12 protein-coding genes are annotated in these 25650 nt (G+C 56.6%); 4 read left to right on the top strand and 8 right to left on the bottom strand.

The annotated features are described in order from the left end of the window. Nucleotides 1–138 precede the first annotated feature (138 nt). The 4 genes from ptsP (at nt 139) to pgi (ending at nt 7628) form a co-directional block, all read left to right on the top strand. Complete coding sequence (ptsP, locus tag HZS79_RS11280; protein ID WP_179927914.1) at nt 139–3006, top strand: phosphoenolpyruvate--protein phosphotransferase; 2868 nt, start codon at nt 139–141, stop codon at nt 3004–3006. Further along, complete coding sequence (pfkB, locus tag HZS79_RS11275; RefSeq protein ID WP_179927913.1) at nt 3006–3977, top strand: 1-phosphofructokinase; 972 nt, start codon at nt 3006–3008, stop codon at nt 3975–3977. The genes ptsP and pfkB overlap by 1 nt, the downstream gene beginning before the upstream one ends. Continuing rightward, nucleotides 3974–5716, top strand: coding sequence for a PTS fructose-like transporter subunit IIB (locus HZS79_RS11270; protein WP_179927912.1), 1743 nt, complete (start codon nt 3974–3976; stop codon nt 5714–5716). Before pfkB ends, HZS79_RS11270 begins: the two co-directional genes overlap by 4 nt. A 247-nt stretch (nt 5717–5963) precedes the next feature. Next, nucleotides 5964–7628: a glucose-6-phosphate isomerase gene (gene pgi, locus HZS79_RS11265; RefSeq protein ID WP_179927911.1), complete on the top strand. Its 1665-nt coding sequence runs from the start codon at nt 5964–5966 to the stop codon at nt 7626–7628. A gap of 123 nt (nt 7629–7751) precedes the next feature. Here pgi and HZS79_RS11260 read toward each other — a convergent pair whose 3' ends face one another. The 8 genes from HZS79_RS11260 to HZS79_RS11225 form a co-directional block, all read right to left on the bottom strand. Continuing rightward, on the bottom strand, nt 7752–8147 hold the full coding sequence (locus HZS79_RS11260; RefSeq protein ID WP_179927910.1) for a GFA family protein: 396 nt from the start codon (nt 8145–8147) through the stop codon (nt 7752–7754). Between the two features lie 50 nt (nt 8148–8197). Further along, nucleotides 8198–8593 (bottom strand): hypothetical protein, encoded by a 396-nt coding sequence (locus HZS79_RS11255; protein WP_179927909.1) that lies wholly within the window; start codon nt 8591–8593, stop codon nt 8198–8200. Continuing rightward, nucleotides 8584–8904, bottom strand: a complete 321-nt coding sequence (locus tag HZS79_RS11250; protein WP_179927908.1) for a hypothetical protein — start codon at nt 8902–8904, stop codon at nt 8584–8586. The genes HZS79_RS11255 and HZS79_RS11250 overlap by 10 nt, the downstream gene beginning before the upstream one ends. Continuing rightward, nucleotides 8897–10021 carry a hypothetical protein gene (locus tag HZS79_RS11245; protein WP_179927907.1) on the bottom strand — a complete coding sequence of 375 codons (1125 nt, stop codon included), beginning with the start codon at nt 10019–10021 and terminating at the stop codon, nt 8897–8899. Before HZS79_RS11245 ends, HZS79_RS11250 begins: the two co-directional genes overlap by 8 nt. A 404-nt stretch (nt 10022–10425) precedes the next feature. After that, a complete protein-coding gene (locus HZS79_RS11240; RefSeq protein WP_179927906.1) occupies nt 10426–10701 on the bottom strand; it encodes a hypothetical protein in 276 nt (91 codons plus the stop codon). Between the two features lie 13 nt (nt 10702–10714). Continuing rightward, nucleotides 10715–15571 carry a hemagglutinin repeat-containing protein gene (locus HZS79_RS11235; RefSeq protein WP_179927905.1) on the bottom strand — a complete coding sequence of 1619 codons (4857 nt, stop codon included), beginning with the start codon at nt 15569–15571 and terminating at the stop codon, nt 10715–10717. Continuing rightward, a complete protein-coding gene (locus tag HZS79_RS11230; protein WP_179927904.1) occupies nt 15540–15893 on the bottom strand; it encodes a hypothetical protein in 354 nt (117 codons plus the stop codon). Before HZS79_RS11230 ends, HZS79_RS11235 begins: the two co-directional genes overlap by 32 nt. Beyond that, nucleotides 15894–25650, bottom strand: a 9757-nt coding sequence (locus HZS79_RS11225) for a hemagglutinin repeat-containing protein (protein WP_179927903.1), incomplete at its 5' end; no start/stop codon positions are given.

The raw sequence follows: 25650 nt of genomic DNA, 5'->3' as shown, positions 1-25650 counted from the left end.
ATCGATTCAGCATACAACTAATCATAGATGACTCGATTCATCCAGCTAAGCTTAGCGCTCTACGACCAACGTTTAAGCACGATCACGCCGCTCATTGCAGACATCACCGTTGCCTGACAGCGTATACAGGAGAACCTTATGTTAACACTCGGTCCAGACGACATCTTGCTCGACCGCCATGCGGACGACTGGCAAGCTGCACTCGACATCGCCGCTAAGGCGCTAACGGATGCAGGCTTGGTTGAGGCCGAGTACCGTGATGGCCTCCATGCTCGTGAAGCGCAGTCGTCAACGTACCTTGGTAACGCGATTGCTATTCCGCACGGTACGCCGGAAAGTCGCCAGCACGTAAAACGAACAGGCGTACGGGTGCTGCAGTTCCCCAAAGGCGTTCAGTGGCATGATGACCAGACAGTGCATGTTTTGGTGACAATCGCCGCGCAAAACGACGAACATTTAGACATCCTACGTCAGTTGACCCACGTATTAGACCGCGATGGCGTTGCCAGCCAGCTCGCCAGCGCCAGCTCGGCCGTCGAGGTGTCGCGGTTACTGTCTAAGCCTGCGCTTGAACCGCGCCTGGATGCCGATACGCTGTGCATTAACTTCCCTGCTCGCGACCCGCAGGAGCTGGCCCTGGCCGCTGCGGCACGGCTTCGTCAAAGCGGCTGTGTCGATAACGCCTTTATTAGCGCCGTCGCTAGCACCCAGCCCCAATGGCTTGGCAAAGGCCTGTGGCTGACAAGCCACGACCAGGGCGTTAGCCAACCGGCACTGGGCGTTGCCACACCAGCCGACCCACAACTAGAACATAGCGGTCACTCAGTCCATGCCTTGTTCTGCTTGGCAGCCAGCGGCGATGCTCACCGCCCGCTGCTGGAACAGCTCTTAGCCGTGTTGGAAAACGGCGAAAGTGACAGCTTGGTGGGCAAAAGCAGCGCACAGCTGCTGGCCACGTTGGCGGGTGAAACCGCCAGCACTCAGACTCGACGCGTGCGCGTTTTGAACCCCCACGGCCTTCACGCCCGCCCAGCAAAACAGCTGGTACAGGTCGCCCGCGCGCAATCAATACCGATTCACGTGCGCCTTGAAGAAGGCAGCGCCACTACGGTCTCTGCCGCCAGCCTGACCAAAGTGATTGGCTTAGGAGCACGGCGTGGCCAGTGGCTGATCCTTTCTGCCGAGGGCGACCAGGCAAGTGCTGCGCTAGGCGCCGTAGCCGCCGCTGTTGAAGACGGCCTAGGCGAGAAAGTAACACCGTTCGAAGGCGGCTTTGATGCCAAGTCGGTTACTAACACGAGCAAGCCCGTTGAGCCGTTAGTCGCCGATGCGCCCCACACCGGCGTTGCCGCCTCGCCGGGCTTAGCCATTGCACCGGTGTTTGTGATTCGCCCGATGCAGTTCGACTATGCTGAATACGCCAGCGACCCCGAACATGAAATTAGTCGCCTGGAAGTGGCACTTAAAGAGGGTGCAGCACAACTTCAAGCACTGGTGCACAACGCCCCTGGCGGCGAAGTGGCCGATATTCTCTCAATGCACGAAGAGATGCTCGACGACCCCGAGCTGCACCACGCAGCCATTGATGCGATTCGTGAAGGGCGTTCAGCCGAAGCCGGCTGGTGGGATGCCATTGAAACCGCCGCCCACGCCCAGGAAATGCTCGCCGACCGCCTGTTGGCCGAGCGCGCCGCAGACCTGCGCGACGTAGGCCGCCGCGTGCTGGGGGTATTGTGCGATGTCCAACTGCCCGAGCCGCCTGACCACCCGTATATTCTGGTGATGGATGACATAGGCCCTTCCGATGTTGCTCGCCTGGACACCTCACGCGTACGCGGCCTGCTAACGGTACGCGGCGGTGCTACCGCTCACAGCGCCATTCTGGCTCGCGCCCTGGGTATTCCAGCCGTCGTGGGTGCTGGTGAAGCCGTGATGGTACTGCATAACGGCAGCATGATGATTCTGGACGGTGAACGGGGGCGAGTTACCTCCCAGCCTTCCGAAGAGCGCCTGCAGCGCGCTGAACAACAATTGCTCGACCAGCAACAGCGCGAAGCTGATGCGTGGGAGCTGCGTTTTGAGCAAGCCCAGACCCGCGATGGCCACCGGGTTGAAGTGGCAGCCAACCTCGGTAACACCGCCCACGCTGCCGATGCCGTTGAACGGGGTGCCGAAGGCGTTGGCCTGCTACGCACCGAGTTCCTGTTTATGGCCTACTCAAGCGCACCAGACTTAGCGACCCAGATTGCCGAATATCGCGAAGCCACTGATGCTCTGGATGGCCGCCCTCTGGTCGCGCGCACCCTGGATGTAGGTGGCGACAAGCCACTGCCCTACTGGCCGGTTCCCCAGGAAGACAACCCCTTCCTTGGCCTACGCGGCATTCGCTTAGCGCTGACCCAGCCGGAAGTATTGGAAACACAAATCCGCGCGCTGCTGATGGCAGCTATCGACCGTCCGCTGCGGATCATGCTGCCGATGGTTAAGGATGTCGCTGAATTCCGAGCCGCCAAAGTCATCTATGACCGCCTGCTTAGCGAAATCCCGCCAAAACAGCGCGCCACTGATGTGCAACTGGGCGTCATGATTGAAGTGCCCTCCAGCGCACTGCTAGCACCTACGCTGGCGGCCGAGGTGGACTTCTTCTCCGTTGGTACTAACGATTTAACTCAGTATACCCTGGCCATCGACCGCGGCCACCCAGAGCTTTCTGCCCAAGCGGATGGTTTGCACCCCGCCGTATTGCGCCTGATTCAAATGACGGTTGATGCCGCCCATGCCCACGGCAAATGGGTCGGCGTATGCGGCGAACTCGCCTCGGACGCCATGGCCGTTCCGGTGCTGGTAGGATTAGGCGTTGATGAGCTTTCCGTCAGCGCGCGGCAAATTCCACTGGTCAAAGCGCGCCTGCGTGAATTTGACCTTGCCGACGCAAAAACCACTGCCCAGCTAGCGCTTAGCAAAGCCACCAGCGATGAGGTGCGTGACGCCCTGGAGGCCCACTAATGGCCCAGGTAGTGTGCATTACACTCAACCCCGCGCTGGATTTAGCGTTCAACCTTGAAGCGCTGACACTCGGCCATGTGAACCGACCCAACAGCGCCCAGTTAGAAGCCGCAGGCAAGGGCGTTAACGTAGCGCGAGTGCTGGCAAGCTTAGGCCATGAAGTGATCGTTAGCGGCTTTCTCGGTCAGGATAACGACGCCCCGTTCAGCCTGGCATTTCCCCACTACGGCGTGGAAGATGCCTTTGTGCGGGTACCCGGCAGCACGCGCATTAACGCCAAGTTGGCTGAGCAAAGCGGCCGCGTCACTGATATTAACGGTCCTGGCACGCCGATTAAGACAACCCACCTGAATGCTCTACGGCAAACCTTGGACAGTTTGTTTCAACGCACCACACCGCCCCAAGCGATCGTCGTTGCTGGCAGCCTTCCACCGGGTATTGACCAATCTCTCTTTGCTGAGCTGCTAACCACCCTAAAAGGCTATGGTGTCCCCCTGTGGATAGACACCAGCGGCCCGGCACTGCTGACCGCCATTGCGGCTCAGCCTGCTGCTGTAAAACCTAACGAAACGGAACTCTCTGAGTGGGCTGGCAGCGCGCTAGATTCAAACCAACAGCGTCAGGTCGCTGCCGAGCGACTGCACGCCAGCGGCATTGAGCACGCACTGATTTCCGCAGGCTCAGAGGGCGTGTTATGGGTTAGTTCACAGGGCACTTGGCAGTCCGCGCCGCCTAGCGTCAACGCCACCAATACCGTTTGTGCGGGCGATACCTTTGTGGCTGGCATGCTCCACGGGCTACTCAGCGGCTTTACCCCACCAGACACCCTTCGCTTCGCAACGGCACTCTCTGCCGAAGCGGTTCGCCACGTTGGCGTGGGCAGCCCCCACGCAGACGACTTTGACTTACTCCAACAACAGACTTTGGTACGGCGTCTTGACGACACCATCACCGAGGGAGCCACGCGATGAACCTGATTCTAATTACCGCCTGCCCCAGCGGCATGGCGACCACTTTTCTGGCCGCCAAGCGCCTTGAACAAGCGGCCACGCGGATGGGCTGGAGCACTCATGTGGAAATGCACGGTGAGATTGCGCCGCTGCAGGCTGCCACCGCCGAGCAAATTACTAATGCCGATTTAATTGTGGTGGCTGCCGATCACGTCCCCGCCCCAGAACGTTTTGAAGGCAAGCGGCTTTTCCAAGCACCAATTGCCAACGCCCTGCCAGACCCCAGCGCCTTTTTACATCAAGCCAAGCGAGAAGCGCCGATTTACACTGCTCCTGCAACCTCCGCAGCAGCCGCTGCTCCGGCTGTTGCTAGCACCGCCAGTGGCAAGAAGATTGTGGCTATCACCGCCTGCCCCACTGGCGTTGCCCATACCTTTATGGCCGCCGAAGCGTTAGCCGAAGCAGGTAAAGCCATGGGGCACGCCATTCGCGTGGAAACTCAAGGCTCAGTGGGCGCTCAGGATCGCTTAACCGAAGAAGAGATCACCGATGCCGACGTGGTCGTACTGGCCTGCGATATCGATGTTGATCCGTCGCGGTTTGCAGGCAAGCGTATCTACCGCACATCGACCGGCAACGCACTGAAAAAGCCACGCCCCACGCTGGAAGCTGCCCTGGCTGATGCTAGCGTAGAAAACGATAGTAGCAATACGGGCAGTGCCAATAAGAGCGTTAAAGAGAAAGGCGTTTATAAGCACCTGCTCACTGGTGTGTCGTTTATGCTGCCCATGGTGGTGGCCGGCGGTTTGCTGATTGCGCTTTCGTTTGTATTTGGCATTGAAGCGTTCCAAGCAGAAGGCACTTTGGCCGCTGCGCTCATGCAAATTGGTGGCGGCACCGCCTTCGCACTAATGATTCCGGTACTGGCAGGCTACATTGCCTACTCCATTGCTGACCGCCCCGGCATCGCCCCAGGAATGATTGGCGGTATGTTGGCAGCCAATATCGAAGCGGGGTTTATCGGCGGCATCCTGGCAGGCTTCTTAGCCGGTTATGTGGCTCTGGCAGTCACTCGTTATGTGAAGCTGCCTTCTAGCGTTGAGTCGCTCAAGCCTATTCTGATCATCCCACTGGTGGCCAGCCTAGTGACCGGCCTAACCATGATCTATGTGATTGGCGAACCCGTCGCTGCATTGCTCAATGCGCTGACCAGCTTCCTGGCCTCTATGGGCTCTACCAACGCGGTGCTGCTGGGCATTCTATTGGGCGCAATGATGTGCTTCGATTTGGGCGGGCCCGTCAATAAAGCAGCTTATACCTTTGGCGTGGGCCTGTTAGCTTCGGAAACCTACGGCCCAATGGCAGCCATTATGGCGGCAGGTATGGTGCCAGCGATTGGCATGGGTATTGCCAGTTTCGTTGCACGCAATAAGTTCTCTGCACCAGAGCGCGAAGCAGGCAAGGCATCATTTGTACTGGGCATGTGCTTTATCAGTGAAGGGGCCATTCCCTTCGCAGCGAAAGACCCGCTACGGGTTATCCCCGCATGCATGGCGGGTGGGGCAATCACCGGTGCGCTTTCCATGCTGGTGGGCGCGAAACTAATGGCACCTCACGGCGGCATCTTTGTTCTGCTGATCCCCAATGCGATCACCCCTGTACTGCTTTACCTTGGCGCGATTGTCATCGGCTCGCTGGTGACCGGCTTAGGCTATGCATTTATCAAACGCGGTGCCGCTCAAGTTGCCGTTACCAGCTAAACTTTCAAACGTCAGCGCTGGGTAGACTTCTGCCTACCCAGCAACTTTTCTGCAACACATATGCCCTTCAGCACCCATCAGCAACGGTTTATTACTTATTTTTAAGCTTTCAACCGCTTACCAGTTGCTTAAACCAAGGGTTTAGGTAGTATTTTTACATAATTAGATTCGCAAATAGAACAAGGCACGAGTGGGCAACCCAACGCTCGTCACTTAATAATGACCTAAAACAACAGGATCGCCTTCTATGTTTCAACTCACCCGCAGCGTTACTTGGCAGGCACTTGAACGCCTGCGTGACAAAACCGCCAACGACCGCATTCGTGATTACTTCACCAATGATCCGCAGCGCTTTGAAAAAATGAGCCTACGGGTGGGCGGCCTGTTCTTGGATTACTCCAAGCATCACGTCTCTGATGAAGTACTCGCCAAACTGTTGGAATTGGCCGACCACTCTGCCCTGGTGCAGCGCCGCGCACAGATGTTCTCTGGCGATATTATCAATGTTACTGAAAACCGCCCGGTACTGCATACCGCGCTACGCAATTTAAGCGCTGAAGCGGTGCATGTAGACGGCAACGATGTGATGCCGGAAATCAATCGCACCCGGGAACAGATCAAACAGTTCTCAGAAGCGGTAAGAAACGGTGAATGGAAAGGCTATAACGGCCAGCGCATCAAAGACGTGGTCAATATTGGCATTGGCGGCTCAGATCTTGGCCCTAATATGGCCGTACGCGCGCTACTCAAATACCGCCACCCAGAGCTGCACTTTCACTTCGTTTCCAACGTCGATGGCACCCATATTCAGAAAGTGCTCTCTCGGCTCGATCCCGCCACCACGCTGTTTATCGTCTCCACCAAGACCTTCTCTACCCAGGAAACCCTGCTGAATGCTAAAACCGCACGGCGTTGGTTTGTGGAAAACGCCGGTGAAGATGCCGATGTGGGTGCGCACTTTATTGCCGCTTCCACCAACCGCAAAGCAGCGATGGAATTCGGTATTCGTGAAGAGAACGTGTTCGAATTCTGGGCCTGGGTAGGTGGCCGCTACTCCATGTGGTCATCTATCGGCCTACCGATTGCGCTTTCGATTGGCTTTGAAGGTTTTATCGAGCTGCTAGAAGGCGCCCATGAGATGGACCGCCACTTTATAGAAGCGCCCTTCGCGCAGAATATGCCAGTACTGATGGCGCTGATTGGTATCTGGTACATCAACTTTATTGGCGCCGAAACCCAGGCCATCGTGCCCTACGATCAAGCGCTTAACCAGTTGCCCTCTTTCCTGCAACAGCTGGATATGGAGTCTAACGGCAAATCAGTCGATATTTTTGGCCATCCGGTCAACTACAAAACCGGCCCAATTGTCTGGGGCCAAACTGGCTCCAACGGTCAACACGCCTTCTTCCAGCTACTGCACCAAGGCACCCGCTACGTGCCGATTGATTTTATTGCCTCGCTGAAACCCGAGCCCGGCGTGGAAGACCACCACTTCGCCTTACTCACCAATATGCTCGCCCAGGCCAACGCCTTTATGGAAGGCAGCCAAGGGGACAGCAAAGAGCTTAGCCAGCATGACCCCTACAGCTGCCCCGGCAACCGCCCTTCCAGCACACTACTGCTAGATGAGCTAACGCCGAAAAACCTAGGCGCGCTGATTGCCCTCTACGAGCACAAGGTGTTTGTGCAAGGCGTTATCTGGAACATCAACTCGTTTGATCAATGGGGTGTGCAGCTTGGCAAACGCATTGCCGGTGAAATCAGTGAGCGTATTGACACCAACGCCGCGGACTTCGACGCCTCTACTCAAGGCTTGTTGGAACTGGTACGCGCCCACTTTCCTAGTGGCGGTAGCGCAAAGGAAAGCGCACCCGTCAGTGCTGACAAAAAGCCAGCTAGGAAGAAGCGTTAAACGGAAGGTTGAGTAAACGTTAGATAAAAACGCCTTGGTTGAAAAGCCAAGGCGTTTTGGTTTGATCTTTGATGCCAGTATCGACACTGGTTGAAGGCAATCAGAAATCCCAAGCCGCTTAAATTAATCCGGCGCAAATTGCTCGAAGACCTGCTGTCCGGTCATTTTCTCTGTTTGGTTGTTAAACGCGTAATAACTGGGCTTCTCATCAATAAATATTTCGCTAGTGAGTTGGAGTGACTGATCCTGGAACAGGCCTGCTGGGAGAATATACTCATTGCTGGGTAGCAGGTGATAGAACAGATGCGTCCCGCAGGTTGCACAGAAGCCTCGCTCCGCCCACTCAGACGAGCGGTAAGCGGTAGGCTCAGCACCAGAGAATTCTACCGGACCACCGCAATGCACAGCGAACATAGGCCCACCCGACCAACGCCGACATAGTGAGCAATGACAAACACTGACCTGATCGTGGTTAGGCGCAGTCACTTCGATGGAACCGCAAAGACATGTGCCTTTCATCGCAAACTCCTTTAACAGCGGATACCAATAACAATTAGCACACTCAACCATTATCGGCAATAGCGAGGAGCAGAGCTGCTCCCTAGGCCATAGACATGGCGAATATACTCAACGGCTTCAGCCATGCCGCCACTGTTGCTGAGGCTCTGGGCGCTGATATCCACCATGTTGCGCCCGGCAATGGTGTCGCTGTTGTTGAGGTCGCCACTCAGGGCCAGGTCGATATCACGGGCGCTGATCAGCGTGCCATGGCCACCTAATAACTCACCTTTGGTGGCCAGGTCGCCCTCGCGGGGGGCTAGGTAGACCTTGGGCATCAGCGCGGTGGTGGTAGAGCCATTGGGTAGCTGTACGGTTTGTGTGACTAGCCATACGATATCGTTGGTGAGCTGGGCGGTTTGCGATGCTGACAACGCAATACGGTACCACTGACAGTCTACTGCCATGGATATCCATTAAACAGAAACATAACGCCATAACCGATAACAGCAAAGGTGATTGCCATTCCTCTTGCCACAGACCCATCCGATAAATCAGCGCCACCTCCTCCAACATTCATATTTTTATCGTATAAGAATGCTACGATTAATTGACCAAAAAAAATGTGCCCCAAAATAGCTGTTAAAAAAAGTTCCCACTCTCCCCAAAACTTAATGGCTGCATTTATCAACGCCAGTATGGCCAATGAGATAGATAGATACAGCCGAAAGCGATTTCGCCACCGAATCCACGCTGAGTGACCTTCTTGTTTACTCATCATCCCGCCTCAGCATGTTTTTGCCGTTTTTGATCACCTCATCCCAAGTGCCACTTAAGTTAAGCGCCTGTGTGAGCCTTCTCGCTTCAGCTGCAGGGTACCCTCTTGCTTTCGCGTATTCTTCAAAACCAGCCATCAGCATTTCTTTTGATATAGCGCTGACAGCTTCATCTTTTAAGTACCCTGAAAAGAGGCTTGCGCCCGTTCCGGTGGACGCCAAACCAAAACCTAGAGCTCCGGCAGGGTTCATTACCACCCCGGCAGTAGCCACCGTACCTAAATCACCCAACGCCTTGGCATCTACAGCCCTCTCCCATGCCTGCGCTGCAGGATCGCTATAGTCTACGTTGGCTCCCAAACACGTATTCTCACGATCAGCACATGAAAAATGCGGTACGTGATAAATTTTGCCATCCACCACATAACTGACCGTGTAACGGCCTTCTTCATCCAGCGGTCGACCCGTCAGACGGTCTCGCGGCTGACCAGGGGCTGCCTCTTCTGGTGGTAGCTGATAGACAGGCGCCCGATAGGGCGAGCCTTCCCCACCCGTCTGCTCGATGATGTAGCTGATCAGCTCAGGTGGCGTGTTCTCCGGTATTTGCTGGATCAGATAGCGCGTCGTGCCGTCCTCTCCGGGGGTTGCCATCCAGTCACCGCCATAGTCAAAATAGGTGTCATCAACGGCGGTCACATCCTGTAAGTCGACGATGATGTTGGAACCTGGGCTTTCCTCCAACTCGTCGTTGTACATGGCTCTGAGGGCATCGGCGATCTGTTCTGGCGTGTACTCGCTGCCTTCGGCCAGCTGTTCCGCCAAGGATTGCTCGAAGCTATGCAGCTGGCGATTATTGGCATCGAGATTGAACGCCATTGCACCACCCTGGGTGCCGCCTGTCGCCGCACCGGCCAGGGTGGCGGTGAGCGATTCAAGCCCTTGGCGTACTCTATCCGGTAGGTCCATGTCATTCGTGAGACGCTCCACTTCCGGCATCAGCATGGCGCTGGTGAGTGCACCACTGGCACCGTCTACACCGCCACCCGCCAGGCCGAGCAGCGTATGGCCCGAGGTGCGGTAAGCGCCGCCTTCCGCCCAACGTGCTGCTTCCGTCAGCAATGCCGCACGTGTTTCAGGATCGGTGGCGTTTTGTGCCTCACGCCATAACTGGGCTTCCTGTTGGCTGGCGTAATCGCCCCAGGCTTGACTGGCTTGTGACCCAAACTCCTGGGTAATCGTGGCTTGAGCCTGAACGTCTTTTCTGACGCTTTCTGCATCGAAGATCGGCGCAATGCCGGTGTCTGCATCGCCGGTGCGGGCGTCTTGATTGCCTGCTAGGCCGCTGATGGCGGATTGCGTGGTGCTACTGGAGTCCAGGTTGAGGGCAATGCTGGGCGGCCTTGTACGATGAGGGTGCCAGCGGCCTCATTGGTGGCACCTATACCCATATGTTAAATAGCTGTACTAGTCTGACACCGAATATTGACTCTTCTCTTCCAAGCACCCCACTAGCGCGTTAGCAATTAAAGTTGATCCGCAATTGCATAAGCTTGTTCGAATTGCTTTTCAATCTCATCGGAAGAGGCCCTATTGTCATAGATGACTCTAATATCGCCGTCTAAATGACGAGCGATTTTTTTCACACCTATTGGGTCACAGCTATTCGCAATATTTTTTACTTTTTCTATCCCTCTGTATTCTAAAGGATCTTCCCCTGAAGCCTTGAGCAGGTCGCTAAGTTTTTCCATTACAACAACCAGATCATCACAAAGCTTTTCTTTTTCTGGACTTAGAGTCATATCTATTCGCCTTTTATTTAAACTGATCTGGAAACAGTGCCTGAAACTCATCTAAGGTATAAGTAATACCTGTTTTCCCGTCTCGAATTGATGTTATCCAACTTGTCGGATAATCCTGCGGCAGCAGAACCTGATCAGCTTCTCCTCGATGATAAACACTATTTCCAGACCTAGAAGTTTGTGGCGCAACCTTGCCAATATTTAGAACACTATTTTCAGGAATATCTAATTGAGCTTCGAATCTCTGGTTACTCCATTGCTGAAATACTGCAGTTTCAGACCGTGAGGCATTTTGCACAGTGGTAGCAAAGCCACCATTAGCTTTAGCTTGGCTACCTGTGCCACCAAACTTTCTGAATAGCCTTACCGGAGAAGTAGTTTCTACAGTCGCATATTGTCCATCGCGGAAAGTACTTCTAATCCCCCTCGGTAACGAAGCCTGGTCTAAAAATCGGACGCTGTCATTAATCGCTGTTGAAACCGATAAGTCATTTGCAACAACACCGCTATTCTGTATCGCATCACTAGAAGCGTCCCCATCCAGCCCCACTCTCCCAGGCCTGCTCGCAATACTACTCGCCACCTTCGGCAAACTCGCCGCTAGGCCGCCTGCGCCTATGATCATCGTCTGGTTTTCCAGTGCGACACGCATGCGCAGCCTGTCGGCTTCGTCTCGTTGCCCGGCTTGCTCTAGGGCATCGGCGTGGGCGAGTTGCTCTCGGTTGTTCTCGCTGATGTGTTCTGCGGGGTTGGCCGCAAACGCTTTGATCTCGTTGCCCATCTCGCGCAGGATCGCTCGGGATTCTTCGTCTCCCAGCGCGGCTTGACCGGCTAACTGGCCGAGGATCAACGGGGCGGTGGCTGAATCGACCACCATATCCGTCAGCGCTTCAGCGCCAATATGCTCCATGCGTTGTTGCTGGTGTTCTCCCCACAAGGTGGCGGTGTGCTGGTAGTCAGAATAGGTCTCTCGGTCAACATCACCGGGTTGCCAACTACTGAAGGCGGCCTCTAGCAATGAGCGTTCGTAGCTACACGCAGCCGCGCTACCACCTTGGCCACAGGCGGTTTCCAGTGCGTCATCTCGCGAACGGTCCAACTGATGAATCGCTAACCGTTCTTCCTCCAGGGCTTGGCGCTGAGTCTCTGATAGCGCTTGCTCATCGTCCTCGAGCAGTTGATCAATCTCTTGCAACCGCTGCGATTCCTGATGACTCAGATAATTATTCACCACCTCATTAAACGCCGCCGCGCCGCCTTCGGTGCCACCGGTGGCTGCACCCGCAGCGGTGCTGGCCAGTGCCGTGAGGCCGTCGGTGAGGGTGTCGTCGAGGCCAGCGTTTTTCAGGGCACTCGCGATGGCCGGGGCGCTGAGGGTACCCATGGCGGCCCCCGTGGCACCTTGCGTACCACCGGTCAGTGCGCCGATGGCGGTGTGGGCGGCCAGGCGTTTGGTGCCGTTGTCACCCCAGTCGCTTTGTAGCTGATCGGCCTGGGCGTTGAGTTGGTTGGCGCGTTCTGTGTCATCCGCGGCCTGAGCCTGTTGGGCTTGCAGGCGTTTGAGCTGCGCTTCTTCGAGCTTGGCTTGGGCGGTGTCGCCGACTAACTTGCTCGCCCGTGACCCAAATTCTTGGGTAATCGTGGTTTGAGCCTCAACGTCTTTTCTGACGCTTTCTGCATCGAAGATCGGCGCAATGCCGGTGTCTGCGTCGCCGGTGCGGGCGTCTTGATTACCTGCCAACCCGCTGATGGCGGATTGTGTGGTGCTGCTGGCGTCACCGTCGTCGCGGCCAGTGCCAATGCCGGAAAGGCCGGTGCTGCTTTCGCCGCTATCATTTCCACCACTGCTTAAGCCAACACTGATACTTTCCGCGTCATAACTGGCGCTATTGCCAATGTCGCTTAGCGTGAGCGCGCCACTTTCCAGTGCCTCACTGGCGCTTTGTCCGGCGGTGGTGAAGGTGTTGAGGTCTTCATCTATCGCGGTTTGAGTGCTGGTGATGGCACCGCCGGTGAGTTTGGTGATACCGCCGACATTGACCTGGAAGCCACCGTCGCCAGCGCGCAGGCCGCTTTGCTCATTGACGCTTTGGAAATCGCTGTTGAGCTTGGTGCGGCTGGCGTTGAGGCTGGCGGTGGGCTGCCCTACGCCGATCAGCGGTACGCTGAGACTTCCGCCGCTGCTTTGGTGGCGTTCGTTGTGGGTGGCGGTGTCTTGCAGGCTTTCAATGGTCAGGTCGCCGCCGATGTTGGTGGCGATTTGCGGGGCGCTGACCACGGCCCCTTTGAGGGCGGTGTCGCCGCCGCTGGTGAGGATGACCTGATTGCCTGCGCTGAGCTGGGTGTTGTTGAAGAAGGTGCTGTCACCGTTGCCGTGGCCCTTGGCGCGGCTGGCGTCCAGGTTAAGGGCAATGCCATTCGTGCCGATGCCCAGCCCAATACTGCCACTGCTGCTGTTGTGGCGGTCGTGTTGGGAGATGGCGTCGGCACTGGCCAGCAGGTGGATATCTTCGGCGGCGTTGAGCTGGAGCTGATCACCGGCCTCTAGTTGGCTGCCTTGTACGGTCAAGCTGCCTTCGCCCTCTCCCTGGCCGAGCGCATGAATGGCGAGATTACCACCGGCGGTAATCGTCGAGCCACGGGCGGTGTTGCTGCTCGCTTCGCTGTCGCTGCGGCTTTGGCTGGAGCCCAGGCTGATGTTGAGGCTGAGGTCGGTGGCGTTGCCGTTTGTTATCTGCCGCTGAATATCCTTCACCGCCAGGGCGCTGTTGGCCGCCGCCAGGGCTTGCATCCGCGGGCTCTGGGTGTCGCCAGCAGCCTGGGCCTGGCCCTGTAGGCGTTGGCCACTGTCTATCACGGGGCTGCTGAGGGAGAGACTTAGCCCGCTTTGTTTGAAGCGCTGTTCGGCCTGGCTGCTACGGGTCTCTCGGCCTTCGAGGATGTTGACCGTGTTGGCACCAATCAGGATATCGCCGCTGGGGGCCAGCACGTCAGAACCGATCTGGGTGTAGGTGTCGCCGGCGCTCAAGATGACGTTGCCGCCAATGCTGCCCACGGTGGTGGGGGCAACGAAGGTGGCGGTACTTTGGGCATCACTCTCTTGGCGTTGGCTGCCGAGGTTAATGCCGAGACCACCGCTGAACAGGCCACTTCTCTTGCTGTGACTGAAGTGGCTGTCGCTGAGGGTCGTTTGTTCGGCATCGAGAGTGAGGTTGCCCCCAGCATGAATCCCTAGATCCTGGTCGGCCAGGACGTTGGCACCGCTGAGGTGGATATCTTGACCGCTGGTCATGGTGACCGTCTGGCCGCCTAGCTCGCTGGCTAGTGCCTGAGTGTTGATGCTGCTCGTGCGGGTGGTGCGGGTGCGGCTGGAAAACAGGCCGCTACTGCGGGTTTGGCGGCCTTCGGCCAGGCTGTCAGTACGCTGCCCGGCTTGCAGGGTGATATCACCGCCAATGGCGTTCAGGGCCAGGGCACCCTGGGCGTCTACGGTGGCGGCACGCAGGTTAATGTCTTGCCCAGCGGTGAGGCTCACCGCCCCGCCTCCAGTGATCACGCTGCCAATCTCTTCGCTGTGGCTCTGGTGATGGTAGTTGTTGGCATCCCAGTTGAGTTCGCGACGTTGGCCCACTTCCAATGTGTCCAGGTTGATATCGCTACCTGCAATGAGCTGAGTCACGCCACTGCCAATGTTGTGTAGTTCGGCAGCGGTGAGGTTGATCGCACCGCCCGCGCTGGCCAGCAGGTTGCCCGCCTCGCCGTTGACATAAAGCCCGGCCATCCGGTCAATGCCTTGCAGGCTGAAGGTATTACCATCGACCTCATTGGTGGCGCTGTGGAGCGTACTGGCGATGTTGATATCCCTGCCCGCCTGCAGCGCCATGCCGGTTGTGGCGGCAATGCTGCCACCGTCGATACTGATGTCCTGACGGGCATCGATTAACGCGATATCGCCCTGGATGCGGCCGCTGTTGTTAAGGTTCTGGGCGCTGATATCCACCATGTTGCGCCCAGCAATAGTGCCGCTGTTGTTAAGGTCGCCACTCAGGGCCAGGTCGATATCACGGGCGCTGATCAGGGTGCCATTGTGGCCGCCTAACAGCTCGCCATTGGCGGCCAGGTCGCCCTTGCGTGGGGCTAGATAGACCTTGGGCATCAGGGCGGTGGTAGTGCTGCCGTCGGGCAACTGCACCCTTTGCGTCACCAGCCAGACGATGTCGTTGGTGAGCTGGGCCATTTGGGTCGACGTCAATGCAACGCCGGGGCGCAGCTTGTGTTCATGGGCAAAGGCTGCCCCGGCGTTCATCAGGTCGGCATATTGCGCATCATCCGTGCGGTAATCGCCCAGGAAGCGGTAGCCGGTGAGCGCAGCGACTTGGTCACGAATGAGCTTTTGCTCGTAAAAGCCGTCACCCAGGCGTTTTTGGACATGCGCAGGATCCTTTTCCAATGCATTAAGCAAGTAGTCACTGGAAAGCCAGTGTTCGTGATTGGTGAACTCAGGGTCTGTCGCCACTAGGTAACGCGCGTTACTACCAGGATCAATGGTGTAAAGACTACTGGTCGGCAGCAAGACAGCAGGCGCGGATTGCGTTCCCAAGCCTGCTGTTGCCTGCGCCCCTTCGCTTGCGCTGGCGTGATCGACTGGGGCGTTGCCGGTGGGAAGTGCAGCCGTCTCTTGAGCAACGCTTGAAGAACGGGTGTTCAACGTGGCCTCGGTGGCGCCTTGAGATCCCGTACTAACCGCGCTGGCACGGTCGGTCGCGGTGCCTGGGTTGTTAGAGCTATCAACTGGATCAGCATCACAGAAACTTGGCACCGTGTTTAAACTTAATGCATCAATCGAGAGGCTCTTGATCAGAATACTCAAACTTCGTCGTCACGGTTCCATCTTCATTAATAAACAATGTGAATGCATTCCAGTCACCACCCGTATGAGCTTTCATCTTCGCGTGGAGCTGTGGAACCAAATCCATTACAGGAAAAGCGAGTGTATGATTTAAAGCCGCTGAGATATTCTTTCCATCTTGTATATAGTGAAAAGTTTCACCAACACTCTCGCTACCATCTTCATAGCCATGATCATACTCAAATCGGCACTTCGCTGAAGTTATATCTTCAGGGCAGCTTGACCTGACAATACGGTACAACTGCTCAATGATCAGCCTTTGCTCTTCTATAGGATGTTCCATTTATCCTCCTGCCTGATTTCTGAAGTTTCTGACCTTGATCTCACCATTAATAGTATATTCAACTCGGACACTATCAGGTCGAGGGTTATAAGGATCAGCTCGATTTAGATGCACAGTAACATTCCCAACCTCGTCGCCGTTTTGCAGTGAGCGGGTGATTTCATTCTCCCACCGCTTATAAGCACTGTTATTAAAGTTCGAGTTCTGTGGGAACAGGTTGAAGCGATCACAGGTTCCACCATGACGACATGCTTGAATATGCCCACCAACATCACCAGCAACACCTTCTTTTCCTACAGCCGTTTGGCGGGAGTCCCTGACTCCAGAGCTATTAACAGGTTTGAACGTTACCTCGTCTACATACCCGCCCTCGCCGGTTCTAAATTCAGTGCCATTATTCAATTTAACATGGCTATTGGCTGGCGGGTTGTTGCGCAACTCATACTCCGATACTCCTCGGCCTGTATTGGACGCACCGATTTGACTCGTTCTATTTGAGCTACCTTTATTATACCCCACAGGCATTCCAGCCAGCACTGCTGCCATTTCCGGCGAGATGCCGCCCTCGCTCAGCAACCGCGCAATCGTCGCCTCGCCAAAGGCATTCTGCACGCCGATGTTCTCATCAAACAAAGCTTGCATGTAGGGCAAGGCTTCATTGGGCAGATCCCATAGCGTGTCATCCGCGTAACGAGCGTATTCGCCCTCCGCGGCGGCGAGTGAGTGTTCCTGACAGGCGGCTAGGTCAGTAGAACAGGCAGCGTTAGCGGCTTCGTTTTGTTCCTGGCTGATGGCTTGGTAGCGTTCGACGACATCCGCCATACAGCTACTATCACCGTCACACGCCACTAGCTCTGTTTGTGCTGCCGCCAGTTGTTCGTGTGCCAGATAATTATTCACCACCTCATTAAACGCCGCCGCGCCGCCTTGGGTGCCACCCGTGGCGGCACCGGCAGCGGTGCTGGCCAGTGCCGTGAGGCCGTCGGTGAGGGTGTCGTCGAGGCCGGCGTTTTTCAGGGCACTCGCGATGGCCGGGGCGCTGAGGGTACCCATGGCGGCCCCCGTGGCACCTTGCGTACCACCGGTCAGTGCGCCGATGGCGGTGTGGGCGGCCAGGCGTTTGGTGCCGTTGTCACCCCAGTCGCTTTGTAGCTGATCGGCCTGGGCGTTGAGTTGGTTGGCGCGTTCTGTGTCATCCGCGGCCTGAGCCTGTTGGGCTTGCAGGCGTTTGAGCTGCGCTTCTTCGAGCTTGGCTTGGGCGGTGTCGCCCACTAACTTACTCGCCCGTGACCCAAATTCTTGGGTAATCGTGGCTTGAGCCTGAACGTCTTTTCTGACGTTATCGGCATCGAAGATCGGCGCAATGCCGGTGTCTGCGTCGCCGGTGCGGGCGTCCTGATTACCTGCCAACCCGCTGATGGCGGATTCGGTGGTGCTGCTGGCACTGCCATCGTCGCGGCCGGTGCCGATGCCGGAAAGGCCGAAGCTGCTTTCACCGCTATCATTTCCACCACTGCTGAGGCCAACGCTGGTGCTTTCAGCATCAAACGTGGCGTTGTTGGCAAGGTCGGTTAACGTGAGCACGCCACTTTCCAGTGCCTCACTGGCGGTTTGACCGGCGGTGGTGAAGGTGTTGAGGTCGTCGTCAATCGCCACGTCTGTGCTGGTGATGGCACCGCCCGTAAGATTGGTGGTGCCGCCGACGTTGACCTGGAAGCCGCCATCGCCAGCGCGCAGGCCGCTTTGCTCGTTGACGCTTTGGAAGTCGCTGTTGAGCTTGGTTCGGCTGGCGTTGAGGCTGGCGGTTGGCTGCCCTACGCCGATCAGCGGTACGCTGAGACTTCCGCCACTGCTTTGGTGGCGTTCGTTGTGGGTGGCGGTGTCTTGCAGGCTTTCAATGGTCAGATCGCCGCCGATGTTGGTGCTGATTTGCGGGGCGCTGACCACGGCACCTTTGAGGGCGGTGTCACCGCCGCTGTTGAGGATGACCTGATTACCGGCGCTGAGCTGGGTGTTGTTGAAGAAGGTACTGTCACCGTTGCCGTGGCCCTTGGCGCGGCTGGCGTCCAGGTTAAGGGCAATGCCATTCGTGCCGAACCCCAGCCCAATACTGCCACTGCTGCTGTTGTGGCTGTCGCGCTGGGAGACGGCATCGGCACTGGCCAGCAGGTTGATATCCTGGGTAGCGTTGAGCAGTAGCTGATCACCGGCCTCTAGTTGGCTGCCTTGTACGGTCAAGCTGCCTTCGCCCTCTCCCTGGCCGAGCGCGTGAATGGCGAGGTTGCCACCGGCTGCCAGGGTGGAGCCGCGGGCGGTGTTACTTTCAACCGTGCTGTTGCTGCGGCTTTGGCTGGAACCCAGGCTGATGTTGAGGCTGAGATCCGTGCCCTGCCCGCTTTGCAGCTGTTGCTGAATATCCGTCACCGCGAGGGCGCTGTTGGCCGCCGCCAGGGCTTGCATCCGCGGGCTCTGGGTGTCGCCAGCGGCCTGGGCCTGGCCCTGTAGGCGTTGGCCACTGTCTATCACGGGGCTGCTGAGGGAGAGACTTAGCCCGCTTTGTTTGAAGCGCTGTTCGGTCTGGCTGCTACGGGTCTCTCGGCCTTCGAGGATGTTGACCGTGTTGGCACCAATCAGGATATCGCCGCTGGGGGCCAGCACGTCAGAACCGATCTGGGTGTAGGTGTCACCGGCGCTCAAGGTGACGTTGCCGCCAATGCTGCCCACGGTGGTGGGAGCAACGAAGGTGGCGGTACTTTGGGCATCACTCTCTTGGCGTTGGCTGCCGATGTTAATGCCAAACCCACCGCTGAACAGGCCACTCTTGCGGCTATCGCTGAAGTGGCTCTCGCTGAGGGTCGTTTGTTCGGCATCCAGCGTGAGGTTGCCCCCAGCATGAATCCCTAGATCCTGGTCGGCCAGGACGTTGGCACCGCTGAGGTGGATATCTTGACCGCTGGTCATGGTGACCGTCTGGCCGCCTAGCTCGCTGGCTAGTGCCTGAGTGTTGATGCTGCTCGTACGGGTGGTGCGGGTGCGGCTGGAGAACAGGCCACCGCTGCTTGAGCTATGCCCTTCGGCCAGGCTATCCATCCGCTGGCCGGCTTGCAGGGTGATATCACCGCCAATGGCGTTCAGAGCCAGCGCCCCCTGAGCGTCTACGGTGGCGGCACGCAGGTTAATGTCTTGCCCAGCGGTGAGGCTCACCGCCCCGCCGCCGGTGATCACGCTGCCAATCTCTTCGCTGTGGCTCTGGTGATGGTAGTTGTTGGCATCCCAGTTAAGGGCGTGGCTTTGGCCAACTTCCAATGTGTCCAGGTTGATATCGCTACCTGCAGTGAGCTGAGTCACGCCACTGCCAATGTTGTGTAGTTCGGCAGCGGTGAGGTTGATCGCACCGCCCGCGCTGGCCAGCAGGTTGCCCGCCTCGCCGTTGACATAAAGCCCGGCCACTCGGTCGATGCCTTGCAGGCTGAAGGTATTACCATCGACCTCGTTGGTGGCGCTGTGGAGCGTACTGGCGATGTTGATATCCCCGCCCGCCTGCAGCGCCATGCCGGTCGTGGCGGCAATGCTGCCACCGTCGATGTTGATGTCCTGACGGGCATCAATTAACGCGATATCGCCTTGGATGCGGCCGCTGTTGTTGAGGTTCTGGGCGCTGATATCCACCAGGTTGCGCCCGGCAATAGTGCCGCTGTTGTTGAGGTCGCCACTCAGGGCCAGGTCGATATCACGGGCGCTGATCAGCGTGCCATTGTGGCCACCTAATAACTCACCATTGGTGGCCAGGTCGCCTTCGCGGGGGGCTAGGTAGACCTTGGGCATCAGCGCGGTGGTGGTAGAGCCATCGGGTAGCTGTACGGTTTGTGTGACTAGCCAGACGATATCGTTGGTGAGCTGGGCGGTTTGCGACGCTGACAACGCAATGCCGGGGCGCAGCTTGTGTTCATGCGCAAAGGTCGCCCCCGCGTTCATCAGCGCCGCGTATTGTGCATCATCCGTGCGGTAATCGCCCAGGAAGCGGTAGCCGGTGAGCGCAGCGACTTGGTCACGAATGAGCTTTTGCTCGTAAAAGCCGTCACCCAGGCGTTTTTGAGCATGAGCCGGATCGTAGGCCAACGCTGAAAGTAGATAGTCACTGGAAAGCCACTGGCGGTGATCAGTAAAATCGGGGTCAGTCGCCACCAGGTAACGCGCGTTACTACCAGGATCAATGGTGAAGAGACTACTGGTCGGCAGCAAGACAGCAGGCGCGGATTGCGTTCCCAAGCCTGCTGTCGCTTGCGCCCCTTCGCTTGCGCTGGCGTGATCGACGGGGGCGTTGCCGGTGGGGAGCGCGGCGCTTCCTTGGGTAGTGCTACTGGAAGACGGGACAGTTAACGAGGCGCCGTTGGTCCCGTGGATATCTGTATTGACGCCATTGGTGCTATGGGTCGCACTATTAGTGTTGGTACTAAAAGATGCTTCAGTCGCTCCATGGACATCCGTATTCACCGCATTAGTGCTATTGGTGACGTTGCCCGAGCTGTTGGCACTGAACGAAGTACCAGCGGCTCCGTGGGTTTCCGTGTTCACTGCATTGGCGCGACGAGTTGCGTCACCTGAGCCATTGGCACTAAACGATGCTCCTGTCTGCCCATGAGCCCCCGTATTCACCGCATTAGTGCTATTGGTGACGTTGCCCGAGCTGTTGGCACTGAACGAAGTACCAGCGGCTCCGTGGGTTTCCGTGTTCACTGCATTGGCGCGACGAGTTGCGTCACCTGAGCTATTGGCATTAAACGATGCTCCTGTCTGTCCATGAGCATCCGTATTCACCGCATTGGCGCTGTTGGTGACATTGCTCGGCCTGTTGGCACTAAACAATGCCTCGGTCTGCCCATGAGCATCCGTATTCACCACATTGGCACTGTTGGTGGCATTGCCTGGCTTGTTGGCACTGAACGGTGTGCCAGCCGCGCCATGGGTTTCCGTGTTCACAGCGTTGGCACTGCTGGTGGCGTTGCCAGAATCGTTGGCACTGAACGACGTGCCAGTCGCCCCATAGGCATCTGTGTTCACAGCGTTGACACTGCTGGCAGCGTTGCCAGCTTCATTCGCGCTGAACGCTGCTTCGCTCACCCGATGAGTTTCTGTATTTACGACATTGGCGCTGTTGGTCACGTTACCTGAGTTGTTGGCACTAAACGATGCTCCCGTCACTCCATGAGCATCCGTGTCCACTCCATTAGTGCTGTGCACACTACCTGGGCTATTGGCACTGAAGGATGTTTCGCTTGTCCGATAAGTTTCCGTGTTCACGCTGTCGGCGCTATTCACCACGCTGCCTGAGTGGTTAGCCTTAAACGATGTATCAGTCACCTCGCGGGCATCCGTACTTACCGCACTGGTGCTGTTGGTCGCATCGCCTGAGCGGTTGGCACTGAACGTTGTTTCGCTAACCCCATGGGTTTCCGTGTTCACGGCGTTGATGCTATTACTCGCCTTAGCCACCTCCTGTGTATCGTGACTGGCGCTTTGATCCGCCAGTGCGGAACCGGTGGCATCTGTGCTGCCGGTGCTGACGCCGCTAGCGGTGCCAAGGTCAGCTTTACCACCAATGCTAACACCGGTACCTGAAACGGCTGTGTTTTGTCTTATCTCACCAACGCCTAGGTTGATGGTCGTGACTTCATCAGGCGGGTTGTAACTCGTTGGAGCGTGCCATTGACGTCTTGTATAATGAATTCCACCAAAGCCGTCGGGTCCACTGAAAGATGTCCCTTGGGGATTCGTTTTTTGTGCTGAGCCTTCGTCACTTACACGCCTTTCTCCCAGGGCCTCTCTGTTTTCCAGATTACCCGTATCCCCGTACAGAGTTCGGCCAACGATAATGCGGCTTTTATCGTTGAGTATGTGCTGCCCTCTTAGGCCAAGATATCCTCCCGCCATAATCTGGCTAGGGGCGCTAGAAACCACACGACTTTCATGCTCTTTACGATTAAGAACGTACTGAGTCCAACGTCTGATTATCGATACGCCTGAATCGGTATGATGAGCATAAAACCCTGAAAAATCTTTTCCTTGATAGTCCCAAGTATATATTGGATCGTACTGCCCTCCTTCAGGTCTTACATCCCCCTCATGCCAAACAAGATCCTCCTTATTCAATTTGGTACTCCAGCCCTCTGGCTGAATCAACGTTAACGTAGTCTCACCAAGATACTCCTCAGTGATCGCAAAATGCTCATTGGTATTGCGTAGCGTGTCGGCCGCCAGCACCATGTCTCCTAAGCTTTCAATGGTGGCGCTGTTGTTGTTGAGCGTTGCTGCATTGCCAGTGCCGTCTGCCACGGCCTGATAGTTAGAGAAGAGTGAGCCACCGATGGCCATATCGCCGCCGCTAAAAATCAGCGCACCCTCACGGTTGGTAATATGCTGGGCGCCAACATCCAGCCGTTCTCGGGCGGCAATCGTAGCAGCTTTCGTCTGGCCACCCACCGTTTCTTCACGATTGCTAAGGTGATTGGCGGCAATGGCAATATGGTCACCATAGAGACGTCCAGTACCTACGTTGTCGACCTTGTGGCTGTTGATTCGCGTATCAGCCCCATCGATTAAGCCTCGATTGGTTGTTTGTACGGCGTCTAGTGCGGTGACACCCCTGCTACGTAATTCACCACTAGCCTGGTTACGAATCTCATCGGCGCGTATAGCCAGACCGCGTCCGCCCTCCCACTTTCCAGCATTATTAAAGGTGTTACCACTGGGTTCGCCATGTAACCGTAAACTCAAGACGCCTTCCGTGCGCACTTGCTGATCAGCGGCGGTGTTAAGGTCACCCACTAGATCCAACGACATATCACCGCCACTTTCCATGGTTCCATCCAGACCCAGCGTCTTAGCAGTAATAGTGATAGAGGCAGCCGCTGGGGCGATGTCATTATTAGCAACAATCTCGCCCCCCACATTGCTGATAACTAGGTTGCGCTCACCAGGGAGGGTGTCTGAACCGGGCACACCATCTTGAAGATTAAGATGACGCTGAGCGTTGATTTTACCATGCGTATTGTTAATGAACCTGTCGGCAGTGATGGTTAGATCGCGCCCAGCTAGCACCTGTCCTTCGGTATTGTCGACGAAGCTGGCAGTGATCTGCACGTCATCACCTACAATACCCTGGGTATCTTCGCCGGTCTGGCGGTTGTTGACGGTGTCAGCACTCAGGCTGATAGCCGCATTGGACTGAACGATACCACCCGTGTTGAGAATGTCGGCGTGGGTCGACAGGCTCATGTCACCTTGGGACAGGATGTCACCACTGATATTGTTAATATTGTTGCTATTGGCCTCGATACCCAGTTCGGTGGCCGCTACCATCAGGCCACCGGTATTTGTCACGCCGTTGGCATTGCTCATTAGGCTACCCGCTTTGGAAGCCAAGACACCGTCTTTATTGTCAATCGCACCGGCGGCACGAAGCGACAACTCTTCTTCAGTGACGACATTAGCCTGCCAAGTGGTGAGATCGCCACGAGCAACGATATCGGCATTGTAGGCACTGGTCTGGCTGCCGCTCAGATCAATATTATTAGCATCAAGCGTCAGGCGTCCCGCCGCCAAGTTGGTGCCAGAGGAACTCAAGTCCCCGATGGCGATGACGCTGAGCACACCGCTTCCTTGGGCAGACTCTTTTAAGGTTCCATCTTGGTTCATACCAGCGGCCAGGGTGCCGCTACTTTCAATACTATTGGCGTCGATGATGAGATTATGGGCCCCTGCGATAGTGCCAGTGTTGGTGAGCACACCGGTATCTAAAGTGGCATTGTTGCCTGCATACACAGTGCCCCCCATGTTATTCAGGCTCTGAGCATCAATATCGATATCGCTATGGGAAATGAGCGCGGCATTGTCAGTATGTAGTTCACCACGCGCGACAATGGCCGCACTGTTGGCGCTGGTCTGGCTGTTGCTCAGATTGACATTGCCACTTTCCAGAGTCAGGTGGCCCGCCGCCAAGTTGTTCCCTGTAGCGCTAAAATGATCGGTGGCGGTGATGCGTAGCTCAGCGCCGTTAGTATCAAATGCAGCGAGATTGCCATCGCTGTTCAGGCCAGCAGCCAAGGTGCCAGTGCTATCCACGCTGGTAGAATCAATAATCAGGTCATTGGCAGCGGCAACGGTACCGGCATTGGTAAGCACATCGACATCGAGGGAGGCATTGCCGCCTGCGTAAATAGTGCCGTCTGTGTTGTTTAGGGCTTCGCCGAGGACCGCCAAATTATTATCTGCCAACAGGCTGCCCTGTTCGTTGTTTAGACTCAGCGCTTTAACGCTAAGGTCACCGGCTTGGCTGGACAAGGTACCTGCTGTGTTATCCAACGCGCCTTTAGCCTGTAGGGTTAAATTTTCCTGGGTAACGACATTGGCTTTCCCACTCTTCAAATCACCACGGGCAGTAACGGTCGTGCGGTAGGCGCTGGTCTGGCTCTCGCTCAGGTCAATATGGTCACCGCCCAAGATCAGCGAGCCCGCTGCCAAGTTAGTGCCGGTAGCGCTCAGGTCACCGCTGGTGATGACACGCAGTGCAGTACCATTCGCGTCAAACGTGTTGAGGCTGCCATCGCTCTTCAGGCCCGCCGCCAGAGTGCCGCTGCTCGCAACGCTGCCAGCATCAATAGTCAGGTTATCGGCCGCCGCGATGGTGCCGGTGTTCGTCAACGCATTGACGTCGAGAGTGGCATTACCACCGGCGTAGACGGTGCCGTCGGCGTTGTTTAGGGCTTCGCTAAAGACAACCGACACGTCATTCCCCGCCAACAGCGTAGCCTGTTCGTTGTTCAGGCTACGCGCCTGGGCATTCAGGTCGCCTTGATGACTGAACAGGGTGCCCTTGGTATTGTCGAGTGCACCGTCGGCGTAGAGCGATAAGTTATTCTGGCTGACGATGCTGGCTTCCCAGGTGTCAAGATCACCACGGGCGGCAATGTCAGCACTGTAAGCGCTGGTCTGACTCTCACTCAGGTCAACGTTGTCACCTTTCAGCGTCAAGTTACCTGCAGCTAGGTTGATGCCAGTGGCCGCTATATCATTTATCGTCGTTATGTTGAGCGCACCGCTGCCGTCGGCGAACGTTTTCAGAGTGCCGTCTTGGTTCAGACCAGCAGCCAGAGATCCACTGCTGTCCACACTAGTAGCATCAATAGTCAGGTCATCTACCGTGGCGATAGTACCTGTATTGACCAATGCACCAGTATCTAGAGTAGCGCTCCCCCCAGCATAGACGGAGCCGTTTGTGTTAATCAGGGTTTCACTAAGGCTGACCTTGAGGTCATTTCCTGCCAACAGGCTGCCCTTTTCGTTGTTCAAGCTTAGCGCTTTGACACTCAGGTCACCGGCTTGGCTCGACAGCGTGCCCTCGGTGTTATCCAATGCGCCGGCGGTATGAAGCGATAAGCTATCCTGAGTGACGATAGCGGCTGCTCGTATATCGAGATCGCCCTGGGCGGAAAATATTGCGTGGTAAGCGCTGGTTTGACTACCGCTTAGATCAACATTATCGCCGTTTAGAGTCAGCGTGCCTGCAGCCAAGTTAGTGCCGGTAGCACTCAAATCACCACTGGTGGTAACACGCAGTGCGGCACCATTCGCGTCAAACGTGTTGAGGCTGCCATCGCTATTCAGGCCCGCCGCCAGAGTGCCGCTACTGGTAACGCTGGCGGAATCAATAGTCAGGTTATCAGCCGCCGCAATGGTGCCGGTGTTAGTCAGCGCACCA

Origin of the sequence: Vreelandella zhaodongensis (assembly GCF_013415115.1) — a bacterium.
Taxonomy (GTDB): domain Bacteria; phylum Pseudomonadota; class Gammaproteobacteria; order Pseudomonadales; family Halomonadaceae; genus Vreelandella; species Vreelandella zhaodongensis.
The sequence above is the reverse complement of the archived record's forward strand: the minus strand, read 5'-3'. Positions and strand labels throughout refer to the sequence as shown.

Coding starts and splice junctions, on each gene's coding strand:
- ptsP (WP_179927914.1), top strand. CDS start 139: ATGTTAACACTCGGTCCAGACGACATCTTGCTCGACCGCCATGCGGAC.
- pfkB (WP_179927913.1), top strand. CDS start 3,006: ATGGCCCAGGTAGTGTGCATTACACTCAACCCCGCGCTGGATTTAGCG.
- HZS79_RS11270 (WP_179927912.1), top strand. CDS start 3,974: ATGAACCTGATTCTAATTACCGCCTGCCCCAGCGGCATGGCGACCACT.
- pgi (WP_179927911.1), top strand. CDS start 5,964: ATGTTTCAACTCACCCGCAGCGTTACTTGGCAGGCACTTGAACGCCTG.
- HZS79_RS11260 (WP_179927910.1), bottom strand. CDS start 8,147: ATGAAAGGCACATGTCTTTGCGGTTCCATCGAAGTGACTGCGCCTAAC.
- HZS79_RS11255 (WP_179927909.1), bottom strand. CDS start 8,593: ATGGCAGTAGACTGTCAGTGGTACCGTATTGCGTTGTCAGCATCGCAA.
- HZS79_RS11250 (WP_179927908.1), bottom strand. CDS start 8,904: ATGAGTAAACAAGAAGGTCACTCAGCGTGGATTCGGTGGCGAAATCGC.
- HZS79_RS11240 (WP_179927906.1), bottom strand. CDS start 10,701: ATGACTCTAAGTCCAGAAAAAGAAAAGCTTTGTGATGATCTGGTTGTT.
- HZS79_RS11230 (WP_179927904.1), bottom strand. CDS start 15,893: ATGGAACATCCTATAGAAGAGCAAAGGCTGATCATTGAGCAGTTGTAC.